At 76.3% G+C, this 20,128-nt stretch carries 21 protein-coding genes; 10 read left to right on the forward strand and 11 right to left on the reverse strand.

Annotated features, from left to right (window positions below; translation table 11 throughout):
- Positions 1 to 171: 171 nt before the first annotated feature.
- Positions 172 to 1,290: a polysaccharide deacetylase family protein gene (locus ACFC0B_RS10900; RefSeq protein ID WP_376084716.1), complete on the reverse strand. Its 1,119-nt coding sequence runs from the start codon at positions 1,288 to 1,290 to the stop codon at positions 172 to 174.
- 379 nt (positions 1,291 to 1,669) lie between these two features.
- Entirely contained in the window at positions 1,670 to 2,065 is a 396-nt protein-coding gene (locus ACFC0B_RS10905; protein WP_376084718.1) for a hypothetical protein, read from the reverse strand.
- A 314-nt stretch (positions 2,066 to 2,379) separates the two neighbouring features.
- Here ACFC0B_RS10905 and ACFC0B_RS10910 point away from each other — a divergent pair, with 314 nt between their 5' ends.
- The 3 genes from ACFC0B_RS10910 to ACFC0B_RS10920 all read left to right on the forward strand — a co-directional run bounded on the left by ACFC0B_RS10910 (position 2,380) and on the right by ACFC0B_RS10920 (position 6,005).
- Entirely contained in the window at positions 2,380 to 3,177 is a 798-nt protein-coding gene (locus tag ACFC0B_RS10910) for a serine/threonine protein kinase (RefSeq protein WP_376084719.1), read from the forward strand.
- A 7-nt stretch (positions 3,178 to 3,184) separates the two neighbouring features.
- The gene (locus tag ACFC0B_RS10915; RefSeq protein WP_376084721.1) at positions 3,185 to 4,831 is read left to right on the forward strand and encodes a serine/threonine-protein kinase; all 1,647 of its coding nucleotides are present in this window, start codon (positions 3,185 to 3,187) and stop codon (positions 4,829 to 4,831) included.
- Between the two features lie 73 nt (positions 4,832 to 4,904).
- Complete coding sequence (locus tag ACFC0B_RS10920; RefSeq protein ID WP_376084723.1) at positions 4,905 to 6,005, forward strand: calcium:proton antiporter; 1,101 nt, start codon at positions 4,905 to 4,907, stop codon at positions 6,003 to 6,005.
- Positions 6,006 to 6,104: 99 nt separating this feature from the next.
- Here the strand turns inward: ACFC0B_RS10920 and ACFC0B_RS10925 are convergent, their stop codons facing one another.
- Positions 6,105 to 7,343, reverse strand: a complete 1,239-nt coding sequence (locus ACFC0B_RS10925; protein ID WP_376084725.1) for a hypothetical protein — start codon at positions 7,341 to 7,343, stop codon at positions 6,105 to 6,107.
- A 352-nt stretch (positions 7,344 to 7,695) separates the two neighbouring features.
- On the opposite strand from ACFC0B_RS10925, the gene ACFC0B_RS10930 reads away from it, so the two are divergent.
- Positions 7,696 to 9,051 (forward strand): geranylgeranyl reductase family protein, encoded by a 1,356-nt coding sequence (locus ACFC0B_RS10930; RefSeq protein ID WP_376084727.1) that lies wholly within the window; start codon positions 7,696 to 7,698, stop codon positions 9,049 to 9,051.
- 144 nt (positions 9,052 to 9,195) lie between these two features.
- Here ACFC0B_RS10930 and ACFC0B_RS10935 read toward each other — a convergent pair whose 3' ends face one another.
- A complete protein-coding gene (locus ACFC0B_RS10935; RefSeq protein ID WP_376084729.1) occupies positions 9,196 to 9,585 on the reverse strand; it encodes a hypothetical protein in 390 nt (129 codons plus the stop codon).
- 377 nt (positions 9,586 to 9,962) lie between these two features.
- Here ACFC0B_RS10935 and ACFC0B_RS10940 point away from each other — a divergent pair, with 377 nt between their 5' ends.
- Positions 9,963 to 10,616 carry a TNT domain-containing protein gene (locus ACFC0B_RS10940; RefSeq protein ID WP_376084731.1) on the forward strand — a complete coding sequence of 218 codons (654 nt, stop codon included), beginning with the start codon at positions 9,963 to 9,965 and terminating at the stop codon, positions 10,614 to 10,616.
- An 84-nt stretch (positions 10,617 to 10,700) separates the two neighbouring features.
- Here the strand turns inward: ACFC0B_RS10940 and ACFC0B_RS10945 are convergent, their stop codons facing one another.
- The gene (locus ACFC0B_RS10945; protein WP_376084733.1) at positions 10,701 to 11,243 is read right to left on the reverse strand and encodes a GNAT family N-acetyltransferase; all 543 of its coding nucleotides are present in this window, start codon (positions 11,241 to 11,243) and stop codon (positions 10,701 to 10,703) included.
- Between the two features lie 131 nt (positions 11,244 to 11,374).
- On the opposite strand from ACFC0B_RS10945, the gene ACFC0B_RS10950 reads away from it, so the two are divergent.
- The 5 genes from ACFC0B_RS10950 to ACFC0B_RS10970 all read left to right on the forward strand — a co-directional run bounded on the left by ACFC0B_RS10950 (position 11,375) and on the right by ACFC0B_RS10970 (position 14,257).
- Positions 11,375 to 12,130: a GNAT family N-acetyltransferase gene (locus tag ACFC0B_RS10950; protein WP_376084735.1), complete on the forward strand. Its 756-nt coding sequence runs from the start codon at positions 11,375 to 11,377 to the stop codon at positions 12,128 to 12,130.
- Between the two features lie 47 nt (positions 12,131 to 12,177).
- Positions 12,178 to 12,630: a hypothetical protein gene (locus tag ACFC0B_RS10955; protein WP_376084737.1), complete on the forward strand. Its 453-nt coding sequence runs from the start codon at positions 12,178 to 12,180 to the stop codon at positions 12,628 to 12,630.
- A gap of 68 nt (positions 12,631 to 12,698) precedes the next feature.
- On the forward strand, positions 12,699 to 13,181 hold the full coding sequence (locus ACFC0B_RS10960; protein ID WP_376084739.1) for a hypothetical protein: 483 nt from the start codon (positions 12,699 to 12,701) through the stop codon (positions 13,179 to 13,181).
- The gene (locus ACFC0B_RS10965; RefSeq protein WP_376084741.1) at positions 13,181 to 13,489 is read left to right on the forward strand and encodes a PRC-barrel domain containing protein; all 309 of its coding nucleotides are present in this window, start codon (positions 13,181 to 13,183) and stop codon (positions 13,487 to 13,489) included. The genes ACFC0B_RS10960 and ACFC0B_RS10965 overlap by 1 nt, the downstream gene beginning before the upstream one ends.
- Before the next feature lie 51 nt (positions 13,490 to 13,540).
- A complete protein-coding gene (locus ACFC0B_RS10970) occupies positions 13,541 to 14,257 on the forward strand; it encodes a type 1 glutamine amidotransferase domain-containing protein (RefSeq protein WP_376084743.1) in 717 nt (238 codons plus the stop codon).
- Here ACFC0B_RS10970 and ACFC0B_RS10975 read toward each other — a convergent pair.
- The 6 genes from ACFC0B_RS10975 to ACFC0B_RS11000 all read right to left on the reverse strand — a co-directional run bounded on the left by ACFC0B_RS10975 (position 14,223) and on the right by ACFC0B_RS11000 (position 20,090).
- Entirely contained in the window at positions 14,223 to 15,290 is a 1,068-nt protein-coding gene (locus ACFC0B_RS10975; RefSeq protein WP_376084745.1) for a hypothetical protein, read from the reverse strand. The genes ACFC0B_RS10970 and ACFC0B_RS10975 overlap by 35 nt on opposite strands.
- Before the next feature lie 33 nt (positions 15,291 to 15,323).
- Positions 15,324 to 17,210 carry a non-homologous end-joining DNA ligase gene (gene ligD, locus ACFC0B_RS10980; RefSeq protein ID WP_376084747.1) on the reverse strand — a complete coding sequence of 629 codons (1,887 nt, stop codon included), beginning with the start codon at positions 17,208 to 17,210 and terminating at the stop codon, positions 15,324 to 15,326.
- A 107-nt stretch (positions 17,211 to 17,317) separates the two neighbouring features.
- Positions 17,318 to 18,070 (reverse strand): TetR/AcrR family transcriptional regulator, encoded by a 753-nt coding sequence (locus ACFC0B_RS10985; protein ID WP_376084749.1) that lies wholly within the window; start codon positions 18,068 to 18,070, stop codon positions 17,318 to 17,320.
- Positions 18,067 to 19,200 carry a saccharopine dehydrogenase gene (locus ACFC0B_RS10990; RefSeq protein ID WP_376084751.1) on the reverse strand — a complete coding sequence of 378 codons (1,134 nt, stop codon included), beginning with the start codon at positions 19,198 to 19,200 and terminating at the stop codon, positions 18,067 to 18,069. The genes ACFC0B_RS10985 and ACFC0B_RS10990 overlap by 4 nt, the downstream gene beginning before the upstream one ends.
- A 35-nt stretch (positions 19,201 to 19,235) precedes the next feature.
- Positions 19,236 to 19,613 (reverse strand): MmcQ/YjbR family DNA-binding protein, encoded by a 378-nt coding sequence (locus ACFC0B_RS10995; protein ID WP_376084753.1) that lies wholly within the window; start codon positions 19,611 to 19,613, stop codon positions 19,236 to 19,238.
- 3 nt (positions 19,614 to 19,616) lie between these two features.
- On the reverse strand, positions 19,617 to 20,090 hold the full coding sequence (locus tag ACFC0B_RS11000; protein WP_376084755.1) for a VOC family protein: 474 nt from the start codon (positions 20,088 to 20,090) through the stop codon (positions 19,617 to 19,619).
- Between the last annotated feature and the right edge of the window lie 38 nt (positions 20,091 to 20,128).

Genomic DNA, 20,128 nt, shown 5'->3' on the forward strand with positions numbered 1-20,128 from the left:
GTCCCGTCCGTCCGGTCGGAGCGCACCCCCGATCTCCGTACACCCTCCTGCCCGCCACCGACTCTGCCGCGGTGGAGGACGGACGTCCTCGATCCTCCGCGCAGGGCTCGGCGGCTCCGCGCGGGCGGTTCCGGCCCGGCCGCGCCGGAACCGCCCCGGTCGGCCGCCCCGTCAGGCTCCGCCGCGCAGGCGGTGCACGGCCGGGTGGAGCCCGGAGAGAATGGTGTCGAACCGGTCCCGGCCGGTGGTGGAGTTGACCCGCAGCCGGCTGATCCGCAGCGGGTGCGGCGGCAGCAGCCGGTCGTGCCGGTGGTCGAAGAGGAAGCCGGCCCGGTAGCCGAGGCGCCGCAACTCGGCCTCGGCGCGCGGGTCGAGGTTGCCGTTGGGGTAGGCGAAGGCGGTGGGCGCCTGCCCGAGCCAGCCGGTGAGCGCCTCGTGCGCGCCGGCGACCTCGGACCGGACGGTGTCGTCCTCGCACCGGTCGAGGCACGGGTGGCCGGCGGTGTGGTTGCCGACCGCGACGCCGCCGCGGACGAGCGCCCGCAGGTCGTCCGGGGTGAGCTGCTCCTGGCGCGGTGCGCGGATCCCGGCGCTCTCCCGCAGTTCGGCCAGGGCGGTGCGGCGGTCCCGGTCGGCCAGGGTCTTCATCCGGCGGACCACCCCGCCCGGCGGGCAGTCGGCCAGGGCGCGGGCGGTGCCGCCGTGCGCGGCGAGGAAGGCCGCCTCGCTCCACCAGAACGGCTGGTCGCCGCCGATGAGGTCGGTGACCACGAAGGCGGCGGCCGGAATGCCGAGCCGGGTCAGTACGGGCAGGCCCTCGGTGAGCACCGTGCGGTCGCCGTCGTCGAAGGTCACCAGCACGCTGCGCGGCGGCAGCGGCCGGCCGTCGTGCACCGCCTGCTCGACGTCGGCGGGTGAGACCGGGCGGGCGTGGCGGACCAGGCGCTCCATCTGGAGGGCGAACACCCGGGGATCGTCCACCCCGTGGTAGGCGAGGACGGCCAGCCGCCGGCGGGCCGCGAGCCGGAACAGCGGCTGGAGCGGCGAGTTGCGCAGCAGGGCGTCGACGGTGGCCCGTCGTCCGGCGAGCCGCGCGCGCGGCGGGCGGGCGCCCGGCGCGTCGGCCGTGGTCGTCGTGGTGGTCGTGCCGGCGGCCGCGGCGGTGCTCGCCTCGACCGCGGAGCTCGCGGCCGTGGTCGTCGCGGCGGCCGTGGCCGTGGTGGTTCCGGCGGTCGTTGCGGTGCGCGGGCCGTCGGCGGCCCCGGTCGAATGCGCGGTTCCCTCGGGCATGGACGCGCTCCCCCCTTCCTCCCCGTGCGATGGTGCGCTGGCGGGGGTGGAGCACGCTGCACCGGCAGACCCGGCCGCTCGGCGCACGCCTGCTGGGTGGGCGGCCCGCCCCGCTCCACGAATCCCCAAGATAGAGCAAAAACCCATGCTCCGAACCGGGTTGAGGGCTGCAAAAGGGTTTCGACGGGAGGTTGGCGCATTTGCCGACGGGCCGGTGACCTGAGCGACAGCTGTGAGCATCCTGAGTGATGGCTGGTGGGAGCGGGGGCGGGTGCGACGCGAGGGGGCGGCGCCGGCCACCGGTTGCGGACCCGGTGGCCGGCCCGGGCCGGGGCGCGCGAGGCCCCGGCCCGTCAGGTCCCCGTCCTCGGACGGGGGATCAGAACGGGCCGGTACAGCTGGTCACCTGGGCGGCCGCATTCAGGGCGGGGCCCGCGGTGGCGCAGACCATCTTGAGGTCCTCGGTGACCACGCGGGGCGTGACCGCCTTGGCGAAGCCCTGGGCGTAGGTGGTCGCCGAGGCGGCGGTCACCCACGGACTGCCCCAGGCGTGCTGGGTGCGCACCTCGACCTTGACGATCGTCAACTGACCCGGGTCGGCGTTGACCTGGGCGACGCCGACGACGCCCGCGCCGTCGGTCTCGTGCCAGACGCAGGGCTGGTTCAGGACCGTCGCGCACGCGGTGGTACCGGTCGTCACGGCCGCGGCCGGAAGGGCCATGGCCGCCGTTATCCCTGCCGCCGCCACCATCAGAGCTGCGATCCGAGCGCGCATGATGTCAACCTCCTTGGAATAAAAGGCAATTTGCCTTTCGAGGCGAGTCTTGCACAGAAATTTAAGGTTCCCCATGTGTGTCGCATCACACTGATGGTGACCTTTCAACTACATAAGGTAATCACGCCGGTGACATCGCGATTACGGTGAGGTGTCGGCCCGCCGACGCGCCGGTGCGGGTGTTCGCGGCCGGAGTGACGACGCGTCAGGCCGCAACTCGACGCCATCGGCGTGCCGTTCACTCGTCCGAGTGGCCTGCGGCCACCGGGTGGTTCGGACGGCTACGATCAGGCCGACCCAGGGAGGTGACCTGGATGACCACGGTCATCGTGCAGTTGCCCGACCCCCGCCCACCGGCCCCGGCCGACCGCCGCTTCGCCCGCCTGTCGCGGCCGCCCCGCGGCGCCCCGCCCACCCGTCCGGCCCTGCTGCACCTCGGGCCGGGCGACACGGCCGCGTTCGGGCGCGGCGAGCCCGGCCGCCCGCCCGCCGTGCCGATCCCCGACCCGGGCGTGTCGCGCCGCGCGGGCGAGATCACCGCCGCCGAGGACTACTGGCGGCTCTCCAACTTCAGCGCCACCGCCACCTACGTCGTCGAGAACCTCGAAGGCGCCGGCGAGCACGTCAAGGTCGCGCCGGGGCGGCTCGGCGCGCCCGTCCCGTTCGAGATCTCCCGGGTGCTGCTGCCCGCCCACGGCGAGCCGGTGGCGTTCAAGGTCTTCGCACCCCAACACGCCTATCTGGCCGGGGACTCCGCCGCGGCGGACGGCGAGCACACGGTCAGCCCGTTCGCCCTGGACCCGACCGCCAAGTACTTCCTCGTCCTGCTCGCGCTCTGCGAGCCGCGGCTGCGCTCGCCCTCGGCGGCGGTCGTGCCCGGCGCCACCGAGGTGGTGGAACGGCTGCGCGGCCTGCCGTCCTGCCGGGACCTCAGCCGCTCGGCGGTCAACTACCACATCGACTACCTGGTCGGCAGCAAGCTCCGGCTGCGCGACCCGGTGGAGCGGGCCGACCCGGGCGGCAAGCGGGAGGAACTCGTGGCCCTGGCCCTGCGGTTCGACCTCGTGCGGGAGGATCACCTGGCGCTGCTCCCGCCCCGGCGCGGCGGGTGATCCGGCGGTGGCAGCACGCGCGGCACGGCCGCACAAGGCCGGACCGCCGGACGGCGAGCCGGGGTTCGGGGTACCGCCCGGCTACCCCGTCGCGGGGTACCGGGTGGGCGAGCGGATCGGGGCGGGCGCCTGGGGCAGCGTCTACGCCGCCCGCCGCGACCCGCCGGGGGCCGGCGGCTGGACGCCCGGTGGCGGACCGTCCGGCGCCGGCCCGCACGAGGCCGCCGTCAAGATCCTCCACCCCGGCCGGCTCAGCCCCGGCCAGCGGGACACCATGCTCCAGCTCGCCCGCCGCGAGCTGCGGTTCAGCCGCCGCGCCGACCACCCCCACCTGATCCGCACCCTCGCCGTCGCCACCCTCGACGACCCGGCCCACCCCGGACTGGACGGCGCGCTCGCCCTGGTGATGGAGCGCGCCGCGCGCAGCCTCCAGGACCTCCTGGCCGCCGCCCGGCCGCCGCACCCCGTCCCGGACGCCGGCCGGATCCTCGCCGAGGTCGCCGCCGGGCTGCGCCACATGCACACCGCCGGCTGGGTGCACGGCGACCTCAAGCCCGCCAACGTCCTGCTGATGCCCGACGGCACCGCCAAGCTCGCCGACTTCGGCCTGACCGCCGAACTCGACGGCACCCACGCCTACGCCCCGCCGCTCGGCTCGCCCGACCACGTGCCGCCCGAGTGGTGGTCCCAGCGGACCGGCGCGCACGGCGTGGCGCTGCGCCCGAGCGCCGACCTGTGGGCCTTCGGCGTCCTCGCCCACCAGTTGCTGACCGGCGGCCTGCACCCGTTCCTCGGCGCCACCGCCCGCGCCCGCTCGCTCGCCGCCCTGGCGTACGCGCGCGGCAGTGCCCCGCTGCGCCTGGACGCCGCGCTGCCCGAGCGGTGGCGGCCGCTGGTCACCGCCTGCCTGGCGGCCGATCGTCGGCGGCGCGCGGACGTGGACCTCGCGGCGCTGCTGGCGGAGGCGCTCCGGACGGGCGCCGCCGTGCCGCCGACCGGTCCCGTCCCCGGCGCCGGACGGCCGTGGCGGGGCCGCCGGCGGGCCGGCGTGGCGGCGCTGCTCGCCGGGACGGCGGCCCTGCTCACCCTCACCGGCGCGCCGGAGCCGGCCGCGCCGACCGCGCCGACCGCCTCGGCCGGAGCGCCGCCGACGGTGGACGGCGCGGTGCGGCCCGGCGCGATCCGGCCCGGCGCCGACGTCCCCGTCGCGCTGCGCGGCCCGATCGACGACGCGGCCCGCCGCTGTCCCGAGCCCGAGGTCACCCCGGTGCTGCTGGCCGCGATGCTCAAGGCCGAGTCCGGCTTCGACCCGGCCGCCTCCCGCCCCGCCACCGGGGAGTTCGGCGTGGCGATGTGGACGCCCAGCGTCTTCAACGCCTGGGCGCAGGACGCCGACCACGACGGCGTCAAGAGCTATCTGGACCCCGACGACGCGATCGCCGCGATGGGCGGGTACGTCTGCTGGCTCGCCCAGCGCTTCAAGCAGCGCGGCTACGCCCCCGCCGAGCTGCCCGCCCTGGTGACGGCCGGCTACCGGACGAGCGACAAGACCGTCGCCGACGCCGGCGGGGTACCCGATCGGGTGAAACCGCACGTCACCGAGGTCCTCGGCTACCTCGCCGAGTACGGCGGGAGTACGGTGGCCGGGTCATGAGGTCGGCCACATCTGCGGCCCCTCCGGTGGCGTCGCCGCGGAACCCGTGCTTCCGGATGGGATGCTCGGCGGCATGTTCACCAAGCTCCGTCCAGTCGTCACGCAGTGGACCGTCGTCGTGCCCCTGCTGGCCTTCGCCGTCCTCGCCCTGACCTGGCACCGCGAACTCCCCGGGTGGGTGGTGGGCGTGGTGTCGCTGTTCCTGGCGGGCGCCGTGCTCGCCGCCGTGCACCACGCGGAGGTGATCGCCCACAAGGTGGGCGAGCCCTTCGGCTCCCTGGTGCTCGCGGTCGCGGTGACGGTGATCGAGGTCGCGCTGATCGTCACCCTGATGATCGACGGCGGCGACAAGTCGGCGACACTCGCCCGGGACACCGTGTTCGCCGCGGTGATGATCACCTGCAACGGCATCCTCGGCCTGTCCATCGTGGTGGCGGCCAGCAAGTACCGGGTGGCGGTCTTCAACGCGGAGGGGACGGGGGCCGCGCTGGCCTGCATCGGCACCCTCGCCACGCTGAGCCTGGTCCTGCCGACCTTCACCACCAGCTCGCCCGGACCGCAGTTCTCGCCCGCCCAGCTGGCCTTCGCGGCCGCCGCCTCGCTCGTGCTCTACGGCCTGTTCGTGGCCACCCTGGCCGTCCGCCACCGGGAGTACTTCCTGCCGGTCACCCCGGACGGCAAGGTGGTCGAGGAGGACGACCACGCCGAGCCGCCGACCCGCCGCGCCGCCGTCATCAGCCTGGCGCTGCTCGGTGTGGCCCTGGTCTCGGTGGTCGGCCTGGCCAAGGGCGTGTCGCCGACCATCGAGTCGGCGGTCCAGTCGGCGGGGCTGCCGAACTCGGTGGTCGGCGTCGTGATCGCCCTGCTCGTCCTGCTGCCGGAGACCATCGCCGCCCTGCGCGCGGCCAAGCGCAACCGGGTGCAGACCAGCCTCAACCTGGCGCTCGGCTCGGCGCTGGCGAGCATCGGCCTGACCATCCCGGCCGTGGCCGTCGCCTCCTACTGGCTCTCCGGGCCGCTGGTGCTCGGCCTGGACTCCTCGCACCTGGTGCTGCTCACGCTGACCATCGTGGTCGGCACGCTGACGGTCATCCCGCGCCGGGCGACGCCGCTCCAGGGCGCGGTGCACCTGGCGATCCTGGCCGCCTACGTGGAACTGGCGATCACCCCCTGAGCCGCCGCCCGCCCCCGGAGACGGGGGAGCGGGCGGGACGGCCGAACGGGCCGGCGACCTGGTGAGGTCGCCGGCCCGTTCGCGCGCCCGGGCGCCGGATCAGGAGGAGCGGCGGGTGCGGCGGGTGCGGACGACGGCGCCGGCGCCGCCGAGCAGCAGGACGGTGCCCGCGCCCGCCACCAGCAGGGTGCCGGTGCCGCCGCCACCGGTGGACGCGAGGTCCTTGCCGACCAGGGCGGCACCGGGGATCGGGGTGGGCACGCTGACCTCGGTCGGCATGATCAGCGGGTTGTCCGGGTTGACGACGGTCCCGGTCGGCGCGGTGTGCACCGGGACGGTCGCGGTCGGCTTGGCGGCCGGACCGCTCGGGGCCGGCGCCGGGGCCTGGCCGCTCGGGGAGGCGCTGGCCGACGGGCTCGGCGAACCGGTGGTGCCCGGGGTGGCCGACGGCGCCGTGGACGGGGTCGCGCTCGGCGTGGTGCCGGGCTCGGTGCTCGGCGTGGCCGACGGGGCCGTGCCGGGCTCGGTGCTCGGCCCGGCGCTCGGGGTGGCCGACGGGCTCGCCGGCGGCGTGGTCGGGGTCGGCGTCGCGGTCGGGGCGGCGCTCGGGGTGGTGGCCGGCGTCGCGCCGGGGGTCGCGCTCGGGGTGGCCGAGGGCGTCTCGCTCGGGGTGACGGTGGGCACCGTGCTCGGCGTCGTCGACGGGGTGACGGTCGGCGTGGCGCTGGGCGTGGCGGGCGGCGCCGTGGTCGGCGTGGCCGGAACCGGCTTGGTCGGCGTCTGCGTCGGCGTCGCGCTCGGGGTGGCGCTCGGAGTGCTGGTGGGCGTGGTGGTGGGCTTGACGGGCGGGTTCGAGGTGGCGGTCGGCGTGGGGGTACGGCCGCCGCAGTCGACCTTGAACACCTTCTGCTTCGGGTGGTTGGGCTTCGCCGGCGCGGCGGGCAGCTTGCCGTGCTCCAGCTCGATCGCCTCCCAGTACAGCTTGTACTGGCCGTCCGGCAGGGTGATGTCCACGGTCCGGACGTGGCCCTTGCCGTCCACCGGGATGTCGCCGTACACGGCGGCGGTCTCCTTGTCGCCGGTGTGCATCCGGGCGATCATCCAGACGACGTCCTGGCCCGCGTCGAAGCCGAACGAGTCCAGGTAGAAGGTGCAGACCTTGGGCTCGTTGTTCTTGGGCTCCTCGCCCGTCGACGAGTCGTGGATCTTGACCGTGCCGTTGTTGCCCTTCGCGGCCTGGCCCGCGGCGGTGGCCTCGGCGGTGGGGGCCGAGAGCAGCAGGGCGGCGACGGCGGGGACGGCGACGAGGGATCTCGCCGCGGTGGAGCGAATGCGCATGGCTGTGTCCAACGGGGATCGGCGGCCCGGGTGGGGCCGCGCGGGGGGAGGTGGGAGCCCTCGGCCGACCGCGGTCGGCGGATGAGACGCATCAAAATCCCTCAGCGGGTCTCGCCCTGCAAGGATGGTTTGGCCGAATTGCGAGGGAGCAGGGCTGATTGTCCGACAAGTCCATCGCAACGATTCGGTCACGCGGATGTGAGGGGCCGGTGGGCCGGAAACGGCCGGGTGGCGCCGGGTGTGGCACCGGATGTCCGCGTGTCGGGTTCGACGGGGCGTTCGCGGTCCATATCGTCTGTGTCCGCCGAATCCGCTGAGTCCGCCGCAGGACCGACACCCGTGGGAGCGCCGCATGCCCGGCCCAGCACAGCAGCCGTCCACCCGTCCCGACCAGCCGGACCCCGCCGAGGTGCCCGCCGACGCGTCCGGGAACGGCGTGGAGACGGCCGACGTCATCGTGGTCGGCGCGGGTCCGGCCGGCTCGACCGCCGCCTACCACCTGGCCCGCACCGGCCTGGACGTGCTCCTGCTGGAGAAGTCCGCCTTCCCCCGCGAGAAGGTCTGCGGCGACGGCCTGACCCCCCGCGCCGTCCGCCAGCTGATCGACCTCGGCATCGACGTCTCCGAGTCCGCCGGCTGGCTGCACAACCGCGGTCTGCGGATCGTCGCGGGCGGACGCCGGGTGGAACTCGACTGGCCGGAACTGTCCGCCTTCCCCGGCTTCGGCCTGGTCCGCCGCCGCGCCGACTTCGACGAACTGCTCGCCCGCCGGGCCGCCGCGGTCGGCGCCCGCCTGGTCGAACGGGCCAATGTGGCGGGCCCGGTGCTGGACGAGCGGTCCGGCCGGATCACCGGGGTCACCGCCCGGCTCGGCGAGGAACGCCGACCCGTCACGTACCGCGCGCCCCTGGTGGTCGCCGCCGACGGCAACTCCACCCGGCTCTCCCTGGCGATGCAGCGCTACCGCCGCACCGACCGCGCGATGGGCGTCGCCTACCGCACCTACTTCACCACCCCGCGCCACGAGGACCGCTACCTGGAGGCCTGGCTCGACCTGCGCGACCCCGCCGACCCGGCCCGCCGCCTACTGCCCGGCTACGCCTGGGTGTTCGGCATGGGCGACGGCACGGCCAACGTCGGCCTCGGCGTCGTCGACACCGGCGCGGTGCGCCACGAGGTGGACTGGCGGCAACTGCTCCGCCGCTGGTGCGACGACCTGCCCGCCGACTACGGCTACCACCCCGAGGCCGTCACCGAGCCGATCCGCGGCTCCGCCCTGCCGATGGGCCTCAACCGCCGACCCCACTACGCCGACGGCCTGTTGCTGGTCGGCGACGCCGGAGGCACGGTCAGCCCGGCCACCGGCGAGGGCATCGCCTACGCCATGGAGTCCGGCCGCTACGCCGCCGAGGCGATCGTCCAGGCCCTCGCCCGGCGCACCGACCGCGGCCGGGACCTGGCCCTGCGCGCCTACCCGCAGGCGCTGCGCGCCGCCTACGACGGCTACTTCGCCCTCGGCCGGCTCGCCGCCGCGGCGCTGAGCCGCCCGCGCCTGGTGGGCGCCGCCGGAGCGGCCGGGCTCGGCAATCCGGCCCTGATGCGGGCGGCGTTCCGGCTGATGGTCAACCTGACCGAGCCCAACTCCCGCGACGCCCTGGACCGGCTGCTCCACCTCCTCGGCCGTCTGGCCCCCAGCAGCCGGGGCTGAGCCTCGCCGCGCGCCGGGGAGTCCGGGCGTGACCCGCGTCGGACCCGCGGCGAACTGCGGGCCGGTCCCCGAGGCCGGCAAGGCGCCCAACCGGAGCTTCCACAAGGGGGCCTGACTCCCCGTGCCCGCCGCCGGCGGGCGCGCCTAGTCGCTGAACCAGGCGCGTCCGTCGGCGGAGAGGAACGCCCGCAGGACGAATCCGCCGAGGGCGATGCCGGTCAGGGCGGCGTAGGAGCCGGTCGCGACCAGGAGCGCGGCGACGGCGACGGACAGCGCCTCGATGACGGCCACCGTGGTCCTGGTCCAGCCCGCCCGGCGCGAGGCGAGACCGGCGCAGGTGCCGAGCAGCAGGCCGACCAGGACGGAGGTCATCGCGACGAAGCGCACCAGCGCGACCTCGTCGCCCTGGTTCCGGCCGAGGGCCCCGAGCAGCAGCAGGCCCGAGCAGCCGCTGAGCGCGGCGTGGATCCACACGCACACGACCGCCCGCCGGACCGACGTCGGCATCCGCCGCGCGGCGCACTGGTCCGTCATCGCTCACCACCCCCGGTCGTCGAGCGGCCGTGGCAGGTGGCCGGGCCGTACGGGCGAGGATCGGCCCCGGTCTCACGGGCTGTCAATGGAACTGGTGCGTTCCCCGGCGGCTCCGCCGTGGTCCGCCGCTGGTTGCGGGTGCTGTGCCGGGCCCGGGGTTGGGGGCGTGACCCTCCAGTTTGCGCGCCCCCGGCGCCCGGCGTACGCGGTTGGCCGAAACCGGGGGATCCGGCTCCGTTGTGGCCTTGGATGGTTGACGCGCGGTCAGATGATCCGCTTGCCTGGTGGCGAGTTGGGCACGGAGGGTGACCGATCGCGCATCGGCCCCTCCGCCTCGCCGTGCCGCCACCACCACACCTCTTCACGACGGAGACAACGTGCGCCTTCGCCTGTTCGCCGTGCCGCTCGCCGCGGTCGTCGCCCTGCTCGCTCCGAGCGCCCCGGCCCTCGCCGCCGCCGGGGCGGCCGCCGCCCCGTCCGGAGAGTGCTCCGCGGCGGACTTCCAGGGCGATCCCCGCCTCGGCCCCGCCGATCTGCCGACCACCGGCCCGGTCGGCCGCGAGCTGATCGGCTACCGGCGCACCGGGGGCCTCCCGGAGGACAAGTTCCTCGCCACCTACCACAGCCCCACCGCCAACAACGGCAGCCCGGGCTGGATCTACCCGCCCGCCAACGGCTACGTCACCCTGCCCGACGGCACCCCGGTCGAGTTCGAGATCACCCTCTACCCGAACCAGCGGATCGACCGCTACGGCAGCGAGTACGGCGCGTTCCTCGCCCCCGAGGGCCTGCCCTACGCCAACCGCTCGATCCCGCCGCAGAGCCTCGACAGCAACCCCGCCGCGGCCTGCAACTACCACGACTACACGGTGGTGAAGCCGTTCAAGGTGCACGCCGGCCCGATCGCGCCCTGGTTCGGCCAGCCCGGCTACGGCCTGCAGTACCAGCTCGACGCCGCGCTCGTCCCCGGCGGGCCGGCCCGGCTGAACGTGCTCTGGCTCGTCGACAACGGCTACCTCGCCCGGATCTGACGCCTCCGGCGCGGCGGCGGAACCCCGGTGGCCGGGCCGGTCACCCGGTCACCCGGGGTCGCCCGGTCGCCCGGGGTCGCCCGGTCACCAGAGGTCGCCGTCGCGCCAGTCGCACACCAGGTGCCCGTCCAGGTCCAGCACCACCGCCTCCGGCAGCGAGCCAGGCAGCACGAACACCTCGCCCTCGTCCTCCGGCGTCGGCACCCGGCCGTGCGGTGTCAACGCGGCCAGCGGCCCGCGCCACGGCTGCCAGCCGCGCGCCGCGTAGAACGCCGCCGCGTCGTCCGCCGCGCACAGCGCCCCCAGCTCGTACCCGCCCCGGACCACCGCCTCCAGGGCCTCCATCAGCGCCGCACCGTGGCCGCGCCCGCGCCGGTCGGGGCGTACCACGACGTTCTCCACGTACCCCGTGCGCAGCGCCCGCCCGGCGTGCAGCAGCCGCCGCTGGACCACCGAGGCGTGCCCGATGACCACCCCGTCCTCGCGGACCAGCGCGTGCACGCCGCCGAGGCCGTGCTCCCAGTCCTCCTCGGCCATGTCGTCGAACTCCTCGAACAGCAGGGCCCGGACGGCCTGACGGGTCGCGCGGTCCAGGGCGGAGGTGTGAGCGGTGACGAGTTCGACCATGGCCGGATCGTGGCACGCCCGCGTACGCGTGCCCACTGGATTTTCGCCAGGGCGTCGTCGCCAGGACCACGGTGTTCCGCCGGGCCCGTAATTCCGTTGCCCGGAGGGAGCGCGGGAGATAGGAAGGGCGGATGAGCACCGCACCATCCCTCGCACCGCCCACCGCCGCCGCGGGCCCGCCCGCGTCCCCGGGCACCACGCCCACCGGGCCGGAGGCCGCCGACGGCCGCGGGTTCGTCCCGGCCACGCTCGACCTGGGCGACCTCGTCCTGCGCCCCTGGAGCCCGGGCCTCGCGGTCCGGGGCGGCGCGGTGGCGAGCCTGACGGCGGCCGCCGCCGATCCGGAGATCGCCCTCTGGAACCCGCTGCGCGCCGCCGACCTGGTGCAGGCCCGGGCCTGCCTCGACCGCTGGGCCGCCGGCTGGGAGAACGGCAGTCTCGGCTACTTCGCGATCCTGGACGCCGCTGATGCAGCTGACACCGACGCCGCTGATGCCGACGCCGCCGGCGCCGAACTGCTCGGCACCATCGCCCTGCGCTGGACCGACCGGGCCGACGGGCTCGCCATGGTCGGCTACTGGCTGCTGCCGGCCGCCCGCGGCCGGGGCGTCGCCACCCGGGCCACCCGCGCGATCACCCGCTGGGGCTTCGAGAGCGCCGGCGCCCGGCGGATCGAACTCGCCCACGCGGTCGACAACCCCGCCTCCTGCCGGGTCGCCGAACGCTGCGGCTTCCCGCTCGAAGGCACCCTGCGCGAGTCCTTCCGCTTCGGCGACGGCCGCCACCACGACGAGCACCTCCACGCCCGGCTGGCCACCGACGACGTGATCGCCGACGGGACCGCCGGCGGCGGCGACGCTGATGCCGGGTCCGGGGTGCGGGCCTAACCTGGAAGGGCGCGCCGGTACGTGGTGCGGAACGGGAACGGTGGGCCATGACGGTCGTCTCGGCGGCACTCTTCGGGGCCGATTGGCGTGGGACCCCACGCGGTGACGCCGAACTGCCGCGCGAGTGCGCCGCCCGCGGCTGGACCGTGGTGCTGACCGCCCCCGGGCCGGCCGGCGCCCCCGCACTCACCGTGACCGACCCCGGCCACGACCCGGTCCGGACCGCGCTCGGCCTGGTGGACGGTGAGCCCGCGCACGCGGTGTTCGTCGCCGGGAGCGTGCCCGAGGTGCGGGCGGCGCGCCGGGCCGGGGTGGTCTGCGTCGCCGTGCTCGGCGTCGGTGCCACCGCGCCCGCACTGCGGGCCGCGGGCGCCGTCGAGGTGCACCGCGACGCCACGGCCCTGCTGCGCGTGCTGGACGACAGCCTGCTCGCCCGCCCCCGGGCGTTCGGCGACCGCCGTCCGACCGCTTCGACGGCCTCGGCCGGCCGGGGCGGTTAGCCCGCACCCCGCCGGGCACTCGCCCGGACGGGAGGACGCCGTCACCGGCAGTACCGGAGGTGACCGAGATGGACGGACCCGCGTTGAGCGGACGGGAGCGGCGGCTCCTGGACGAGATCGAGGGTGAACTGCGCCGGGACACCGGCCTCGACCGGCGGTTGAGCAGCATGGGTGCCAAACGGTCGAGCCGGTTCGGGAGCGCGATGCGCGATGCCGGCCGCCGGATGCCGGTCGGTGTGCTGATGACGGCGCTGGTGATGTCGGCGGTCTGCCTCAGCGTGGCGGTGCGCAAGCCCACCGCGACCGTGGCGATCGCCTCGGCCGTCGTCTGGGTCGGCAGCGTCGCGTTGGCGGCCGGCCTCTCGGCCCTGCTGCGCCACCATCGGCGCGGCCGCGAGGAGACGGTGGACGACCTGCTGGACGACGGGTACCGCGAGCCGAGGCGCCGCGGCCGGCCGGGGGAGCCCCCGGGCAGCGGTGGCCGCCGGGAGGAGCGCCGGGACCGTCAGGACCGCCGTGATCGCCGGCCCTGGGACTATCCGGAGATGTGATGACCACCGAACTGTGGGAGTACCGGCCGGGCTCCCACCACGCCGCCGACCTGACCCTCGTCGGCTACGAGGTCGAGGCGACCGACGGCCTGCTGGGCCGTGTCGACCAGGACGCCGGGGACCACCTGCTGGTGGACACCCGGCCGTGGGTGCCGGGCGCCCCGGTCCTGGTGCCGGTCGGACTGGTCGCCCGGATCGACCACCTGGAGCTCGTGGTCCACCTGGACTGCCCGCGCGCCCGGGTGAGCTCGGCGCCGCCGCCCGCCGCCCTCGACCGGGCGCCGCTGGACGCGCACGGCGCGGGTTGAACCGATGGGGGCCGAGCCGGTGCGGGCCGGGCGTCGAACGGGGTGAGCCGGATGCAGCTCGTCGTCCTCACCGGCCGCACGGTCGCCTTCCTGGTGGCGCCCGAGGGCGCCGAACAGCGGGAGCTGACGTCCTGCTGGCAGGCCGTCGCCGAGGCGGGCGGCACGGCCCGGCTGGTGTCCACCCGGCCCGGCCGCGTGCAGGCGTTCCGGCACCTGGACCGGGCGGACACCTTTCCCGTCGACGACGTGGTCGGCGTCGTGGAGCCGGGCGACTACGACGCGCTGGTCCTGCCGGGCGGCGTCGCCAACCCCGACACCCTGCGGCTGCACCGGGCCGCCGTGGCCTTCGTCCACGAGCTGTCCGCCGCCGGCCGGCCGGTCGCGGTGATCTGCCACGGTGCGTGGACGCTCATCGAGGCGGACGCGGTGCGCGGCCGCACCCTCACCTCGTGGCCGAGCATCCGCACCGACCTGGTCAACGCCGGCGCCTCCTGGGTCGACGAGCCGGTCCACGTGTGCCGGGACGGGCCCGGTGTGCTGGTCTCCGGCCGGAGGCCGGCCGACCTGCCGGCCTTCAACGAGGCACTGGTGACGGAGTTCGCGCACGCGCGCCCGGCCGGCGGCCCGCACCCGCCGTGGCCGGTCGCCCACGAGGCGGCCCCTTCCCGGCACACGGCGGCGGGCACCGAGGCGGGAACGGAGGCGGGCACGGCGGCGGCGGACGGGGTCAGCCTCAGCCGAGGAAGCGGTGGGCCGGCGCCAGGCTGACCGGCAGCTCGTCGCTCACGTCGATGGTGCAGACGTAGGTGACCCTGGTGCGCCGTTCGTCGGTCGGATCGAAGAACCGCACCATCACGTCCTGGCAGTCGGAGCCGCTCCGGCAGTACGGGCTCCTGGCGACGGTGACCGTGTCCAGCGCGTAGAGGCCGGGGGCGTCGGGGGCAGGTGGGCCGGGTGTACCGGGTACCTGGTCGGCGGAGAGCAGGCCCTCGGCGAGCAGGCCGCCCGTCAGGACCGTTTCGGTCAGGGCGTGGTTCAGCGCCCGTTCGGCGGCGCTCCGGCCCGGATTGCGACAGTGGAAGTACACCTTGTCGAGCAGCGCGCGGACGTGCTCGGCCACCCGGCCGCGGTCGCGGTCCCCGGCGGGTCGGTACTGCCGGGCGGCCTCGGCGACGGTGTCCACGGCGCTCGCGATCAGCGGGGTCTCCGTCCACCGGGCCAGTCCGACGGCGCTCACCCGGACGACCGGCACCGTCCGGCCGGAGAACAGCCGCGCCGTGCGGTCGGTGAGCCGGCCGGGCACGGTGAGCCGGCCGACGCGGCCCGGGTCCCCGGCCGGGAGCGACTGGCCGAGCAGGGTGTCGCGCAGCGCCCGGTGGACGGGGTGCACCGGCGGCGCGGCGGCGATCCGGCGCAGCAGCGCGAGCCGTTCCTCGTCGCTCCCGTCCGGCTCGGGGGCGGGGAGCGGACCGGCCCAGTCCATCGCGACGGCGGGTTCGGCCTCCAGGGCGTAGACCGGGGTGCTGTCGACGGAGAGCGTCCAGGTCAGTGCGGACGAGGCCCAGGGGTTGCGGACGAGATGGTCGTGCAGCTGCCGGACGTCCCCGGGGTCCGGGGGCGGCCCACCGGGGGTTTCGCCCAGCCGGCGGCGGAAGCCGTCACGGCGGGCCTCGGAGCGGAAGTCGACGCCGATCCGGCCGACCGCGTGGACGGGCGCGCCGTCGTGGGGCCGGTCGTCGTGGGGGCCGGGATCGGGGTCGGGGGTGGTGTCGGGGTCGGGGTTGGTGTCGGTGCGGTCCATGGTGCGGGGCTCCCTCGGCATGCGGATCCGGGCTCAGTCGCCGCGCAGCCGGACGAAGAGCGCCGTCGGGGGCCGTCCGGTCACGGTCACCTCGGCGCGCAGCGGGGTGGTGAGCGGCCGGACGGAGCCGTACTGCGGATCGTGGACGGCCGCGCCGAGCCGCCCGGCCACCGCCTCCGCCACCTGCCGGGACTGGGGTGGAGAGAGCGGCGGCGAGGAGAGCAGGACCCGGCCGTCGTCCAGTTCCAGGACCACCGCCCGCGGTCGGGTCGGCGGTCCGGTGACGGCGCGCACGGTCGCGTCCGCGGTGTCGCCGCGCCGGTACTTCACCCAGACCCGCCCGGCGCCGCGGGCCCGGTACGGCGAGCCGGCCGCCTTGCAGACCAGCCCCTCCACCCCGGTGTCGGCGAGCCGGTCCATCCAGGTCAGCGCCTCGGCCCGGTCGGTGGTCGCCAGGACGGCCTGGACCGGGGGCGGGACGTCGGCCAGCGCGGCCAGCAGCAGCCGCCGCCGGTCGGCCAGCGGCAGACCCCGGACGTCCCGGCCGGGCAGGGCCAGGACGTCGAAGGCGATCAGCCCGAGCGCCACGTCCTCGGCGGTCCGGGCCCGGCGGGTCCGCAGCAGCTCCTCGAAGGCGAACCGCCCGCCGCGCCACGCGACCAGCTCCGCGTCCAGCACCAGCCCGGCCGGCAGCCGGGCGACGGCGGCGGCGATCGGCGGGAACTCGGCGGAGAGGTCCCGCCCCGAGCGGGACTGCAGGAACGGCGGGTGCGCCGACCCGCGGGCGAAGGCGACGCAGCGGAAGCCGTCCAGCTTCAGCTCGTACACCACCCCGGACCCGCCGAGGCCGTCCGCCGGTGGGACGGCGGGTAGGGCGGCCGGGCGCATCACCTCCACCGGGGGCTCCAGGACCACCGGTGCGCGGGTGGCGGGGCGCGCTGACGGGGGCGCCGACGGGGGTGCTGCGCCGGTGCCGCTCGCCGGGCGCTCGACGGCCGCCCTGCGCGCCCTGCCCGCCTCACGCGCACTGCCCGGGGCGGCGGGCAGGGGGCGGGCGCGCGCCGGGTCGAGGAGGGGCGCGAACAGGTCGCCGCGCGCCGCCAGCCGCTGCGGAACGTCGGCGATCGTGAACACCAGGTCCTCCGCCGACCCGGCCCCGTCCAGCTCCGCCCAGGAGAGCGGCGCCGAGACCGTCGGGCGCTGCTGCGCCCGCACGGTGTACGGCGCGGCGGTGGTCTTCTTCGCCGAGTTCTGCGACCAGTCGACCAGCACCCGCCCGGTGCGGCGGGCCTTCGCCATGGTGTGCACGACCAGCTCCGGGCGGGCCGCCTCCAGCTCGGCGGCCAACTGCTTGGCGTACGCGGAGACCCGGGCGCTCGGTGTCGGCTCCAGCGGCACCAGCAGGTGCAGGCCCTTGCCTCCGGAGGTCTTCACCCAGGCCTCCAGACCGTCCGCGGCGAGCCGCTCGCGCAGCAGGCCGGCCACCGTGCGGCAGGTGAGGACGGTCGCCCCCGCGCCCGGGTCGAGGTCCAGCACCAGGCGGTCCGCCAGCCCGGGCGCGGCGGTGTGCCACTGCGGCACGTGCAGCTCCAGGCAGCCCAGGTTCACGAGGGACAGCAGGGCGGCGCCGCTCTCCAGCACCACCTGGCGCAGTTCGCCGCTGTTGCTCGGGACCTCGGCCGTGCGCACCCAGCGGGGGGTCCCGGGGGGCGGGTTCTTGGCGATGAAGACCTCGGCCGCCACGCCGTCCGGAGTGCGCAGGAAGGACACCGGGCGGTCGTGCAGGTGGGGCAGCAGCGCGGCGTGGACGGCGGCGTAGTAGCGCAGCACCTCGCCCTTGAGGGTGCCGGTCTGCGGGTAGTACACCTTGTCCAGATGCGAGAGCGCGAGTGTGCGCCCGTCGACCACCATCTGCGGCATCGCCGCCTCCGAGGCTGGGCGTCCCGTCGCGGCCGGGTCCGTTGCGGCCAGTCTGCCCTCGGTGGCGGCGTGGCGCGAGCCGTCCCGGGCGGCATCGGCGGTGCGGGCTACGGCCCGAGCAGGTCCAGTGCGGTGCGGATCAGCGCGTCGTCGGTCTCCGGCGCCCGCATGCCCGCGACTCCGGAGCGGAACAGGGACGCACCCTCGATCAGCATCACGAAGACCCCGGCCCGGGCCCGCCGCTCGGCCTCCGACAGCGCGGGCCGCCGCCGCGCGAGGAAGCCGGCGACCTGGTCCCGGTAGTCGTCGTAGAACCCCCGGACGGCACCCGCCACGGCCGCGTCCCGGGCGGCGAGCGTCCAGACCTCGGCGAACAGCCGCACCAGCCGGGCGTCCTCCTGTTCGGCCAGCAGCGCCGCCACCACCGCCGCCGCGGTGTCGGGGCCGTCGTCGGCGTCGGGGCCGGGGCCGGGGGCGAGCAGCGGGGCCAACCGCTCCGCCGACCGCCGCAGCACCCGCTCCAGCACGGCCGCCACCAGGTCGGCGTGCGTGGGGAAGTAGTACTGGAGGTGGCCGAGCCGCACCCCGGCCGCCGCCGCCACGGCCCGCATGGTCAGCTCCGGCCCGCCCTCGGCGACCAGCACCCCCTCCGCCGCGTCCAGCAGGGCCTCCCGCCGCTCCGCCCCCTTGCGCCCGCGCGCCCGCCCCGGGGGAGTCCCGGCGGGGTCGTCGGCCGAGCGGTCGACGGGGTCGCTCGTGGCGGCGGGACCGTTCGTGGCGGCGAGGTCGCTCGTGGCGAGGTCCTCGGGGGCGGTGGTCGGCCGGCGGGTGCCGGATCCGGTGCCGGGTGCGGTGCTCATGCGGCAGCATTCAAGCCCGTGGCGGGGCGGATGTCGACCGTGACGCCGAGGGCCGCCAGGGCGGGCAGGACCTCGGAGGGGCGGGGCGCCTGTTCCGGGAAGGAGACCCCGGCCGGGGCCGGGGCCGAACCGTCCGTGCCGAGGGCGCGGCGGAGGGCGAGCAGACCGCCGACCGCGGTCAGGTGGGCCTGGCCGGCGCGGTCCTCGACGACGGCGGTGAGGCCGCGGCCGCCGTGCGCGACGTCGATCCGCAGCAGCGCGGTGCCGCCGTCGCCGGGGGAGTGCAGCAGGGCGCGGCGGGCGGACTCCCAGCGCTCGCCGCGGCCCCAGCGGAAGAAGCCGGTGTGCTTGGCGGCCAGCAGGGCCCGGGTGCTGAGGGCGGAGCTGAAGCCGATCCGGGTGGTGGCGGTGGCGGTGCCGAGGGTGAGCGGCAGGGTGAACTGCTCGGGCGTGTCGATCCGGGCCACCCGGGTGGGGCGGCCGCCGATCCGGACGGTGCCCGCGTCGCTCAGCGGGGCGACCGTGCGGCGGCGGCCCTCCCGGACCACCTCGTAGTCCAGCCCCAGCCGGTCCATGAACTCGACGGAGTCCGCGCCGGCCCGGTCGGCGAGGTCCCAGCGGATCGCGGTCTCGACCCGGTCCGCCCCGCCGAGCCGCTCCGCCAGCGCGGCGGCGACCAGGCTGACGACGCCGCCCATCCAGGCGGAGGAGAGCAGCACCGGCGCGCCGGGGCGCAGCAGGGCGGCCACGGTGGCGGCCCGCTGGAGCCGGGCGGTCCAGCGGGTGATGTCGGCGTACGGCACCCCGCCGGCGGCCGCGGCCCGCAGCACCCGGTCGTCCGGGTCGTTGACGACGCCCACGACGGCGCTCACCGCCGCTTCGAACGGCGCCGGGTCGGCGAGGTCCCAGCGGCGGACCTCGGCGTGCGGGGCGCCGCCGAGGTCGCGGACGAGCGCGGCTCCCCGTTCCGTGGAGCGGCCGGTGAGCAGGACGGGGTGGTCGGCCGCCACCAGGCGGGCGAGTTCGGCGCCGACCGTCCCGTAGCCGCCGACCAGCAGGACGGGTCCCCGGGGGTCGTGGGTGAGCGTGTCGACGGGGGAGAGGGCGGGGGTGTTCGGTGAGGTGGTCATGCGTAGAAAATAGGTCGCCTGACCTAAAAATTTTGTCAAGGTGTCGGGCCGGCCACCAGGGCGTGGGCGTCCGCGACCAGGTCCTCGATCCGCTCCCAGTCGAGCGGCGCCACGTCGAGGCGGACGCCGACCCAGCCCCGGTGCCCGACATAGGGCGGGCGGAAGAACCGCTCCGGCTCCTCCGCGACCAGGAACTCCTGTGCCCCGGCCGCCGCCGGGCACCAGAACGCGAGGTGGTCGTCGTGGTGGTGGTCGGCGAGCATCACGAAGACCCGCGCCCGGCGGCCGGCACCGGCGAACCAGGTCGGCTCGCCGTGGCTGACCCGCTCCTCCACCTCGGGCAGCGCCAGGCAGACGGCCCGCAGCCGCTCCACGGCCGCGGGCCCGCCGGGCGGGGCGTCTCCGGGGCGCACGGCTCAGGCCGCCGAGGAGCGCGGTGCGCCCGGGTAGGTGCCGAAGTGCCAGTGGTTGCCCTCCGGGTCGGCGGCGGTGAAGGTGCGCGAGCCGTAGTCCGTCCCGACCGGCTCGGTGACGATCCGGGCCCCGGCGGCGACGGCCCGCGCGTACAGGGCGTCCGGGTCCGCCGTGACCACGTACGCGGTGAGCGTCCCCGGTCCGCCCGGCCAGGGTTCGCCGCCCTCCGGCGTCGGCCGGACGGAGCCCAGCATCACACCGCCGCCCTCCGGCCAGGCCAGCTCGGCGTGGGCCACGAACGCGCCCTCGCCGTAGGCGACCACCTCCTCGAAGCCGAACGCCTCCGACAGGAAGCGGATCAGCGCGCGGGCGTCGCGGGCCCGCAGACTCGGCCAGACCTGCGGCGCGGGCGCCGTGCCGGTGTCCGCGGTGCCGGTGTCCGTCGTGTCGGTGTCCGTGTCGGTGTCGGTGTCCATCGCGGGTTCCTCCTCCGGTCGTGGCGATCGGCTCCGGA

Origin of the sequence: Kitasatospora sp. NPDC056184, assembly GCF_042268405.1 — a bacterium.
GTDB lineage: Bacteria > Actinomycetota > Actinomycetes > Streptomycetales > Streptomycetaceae > Kitasatospora.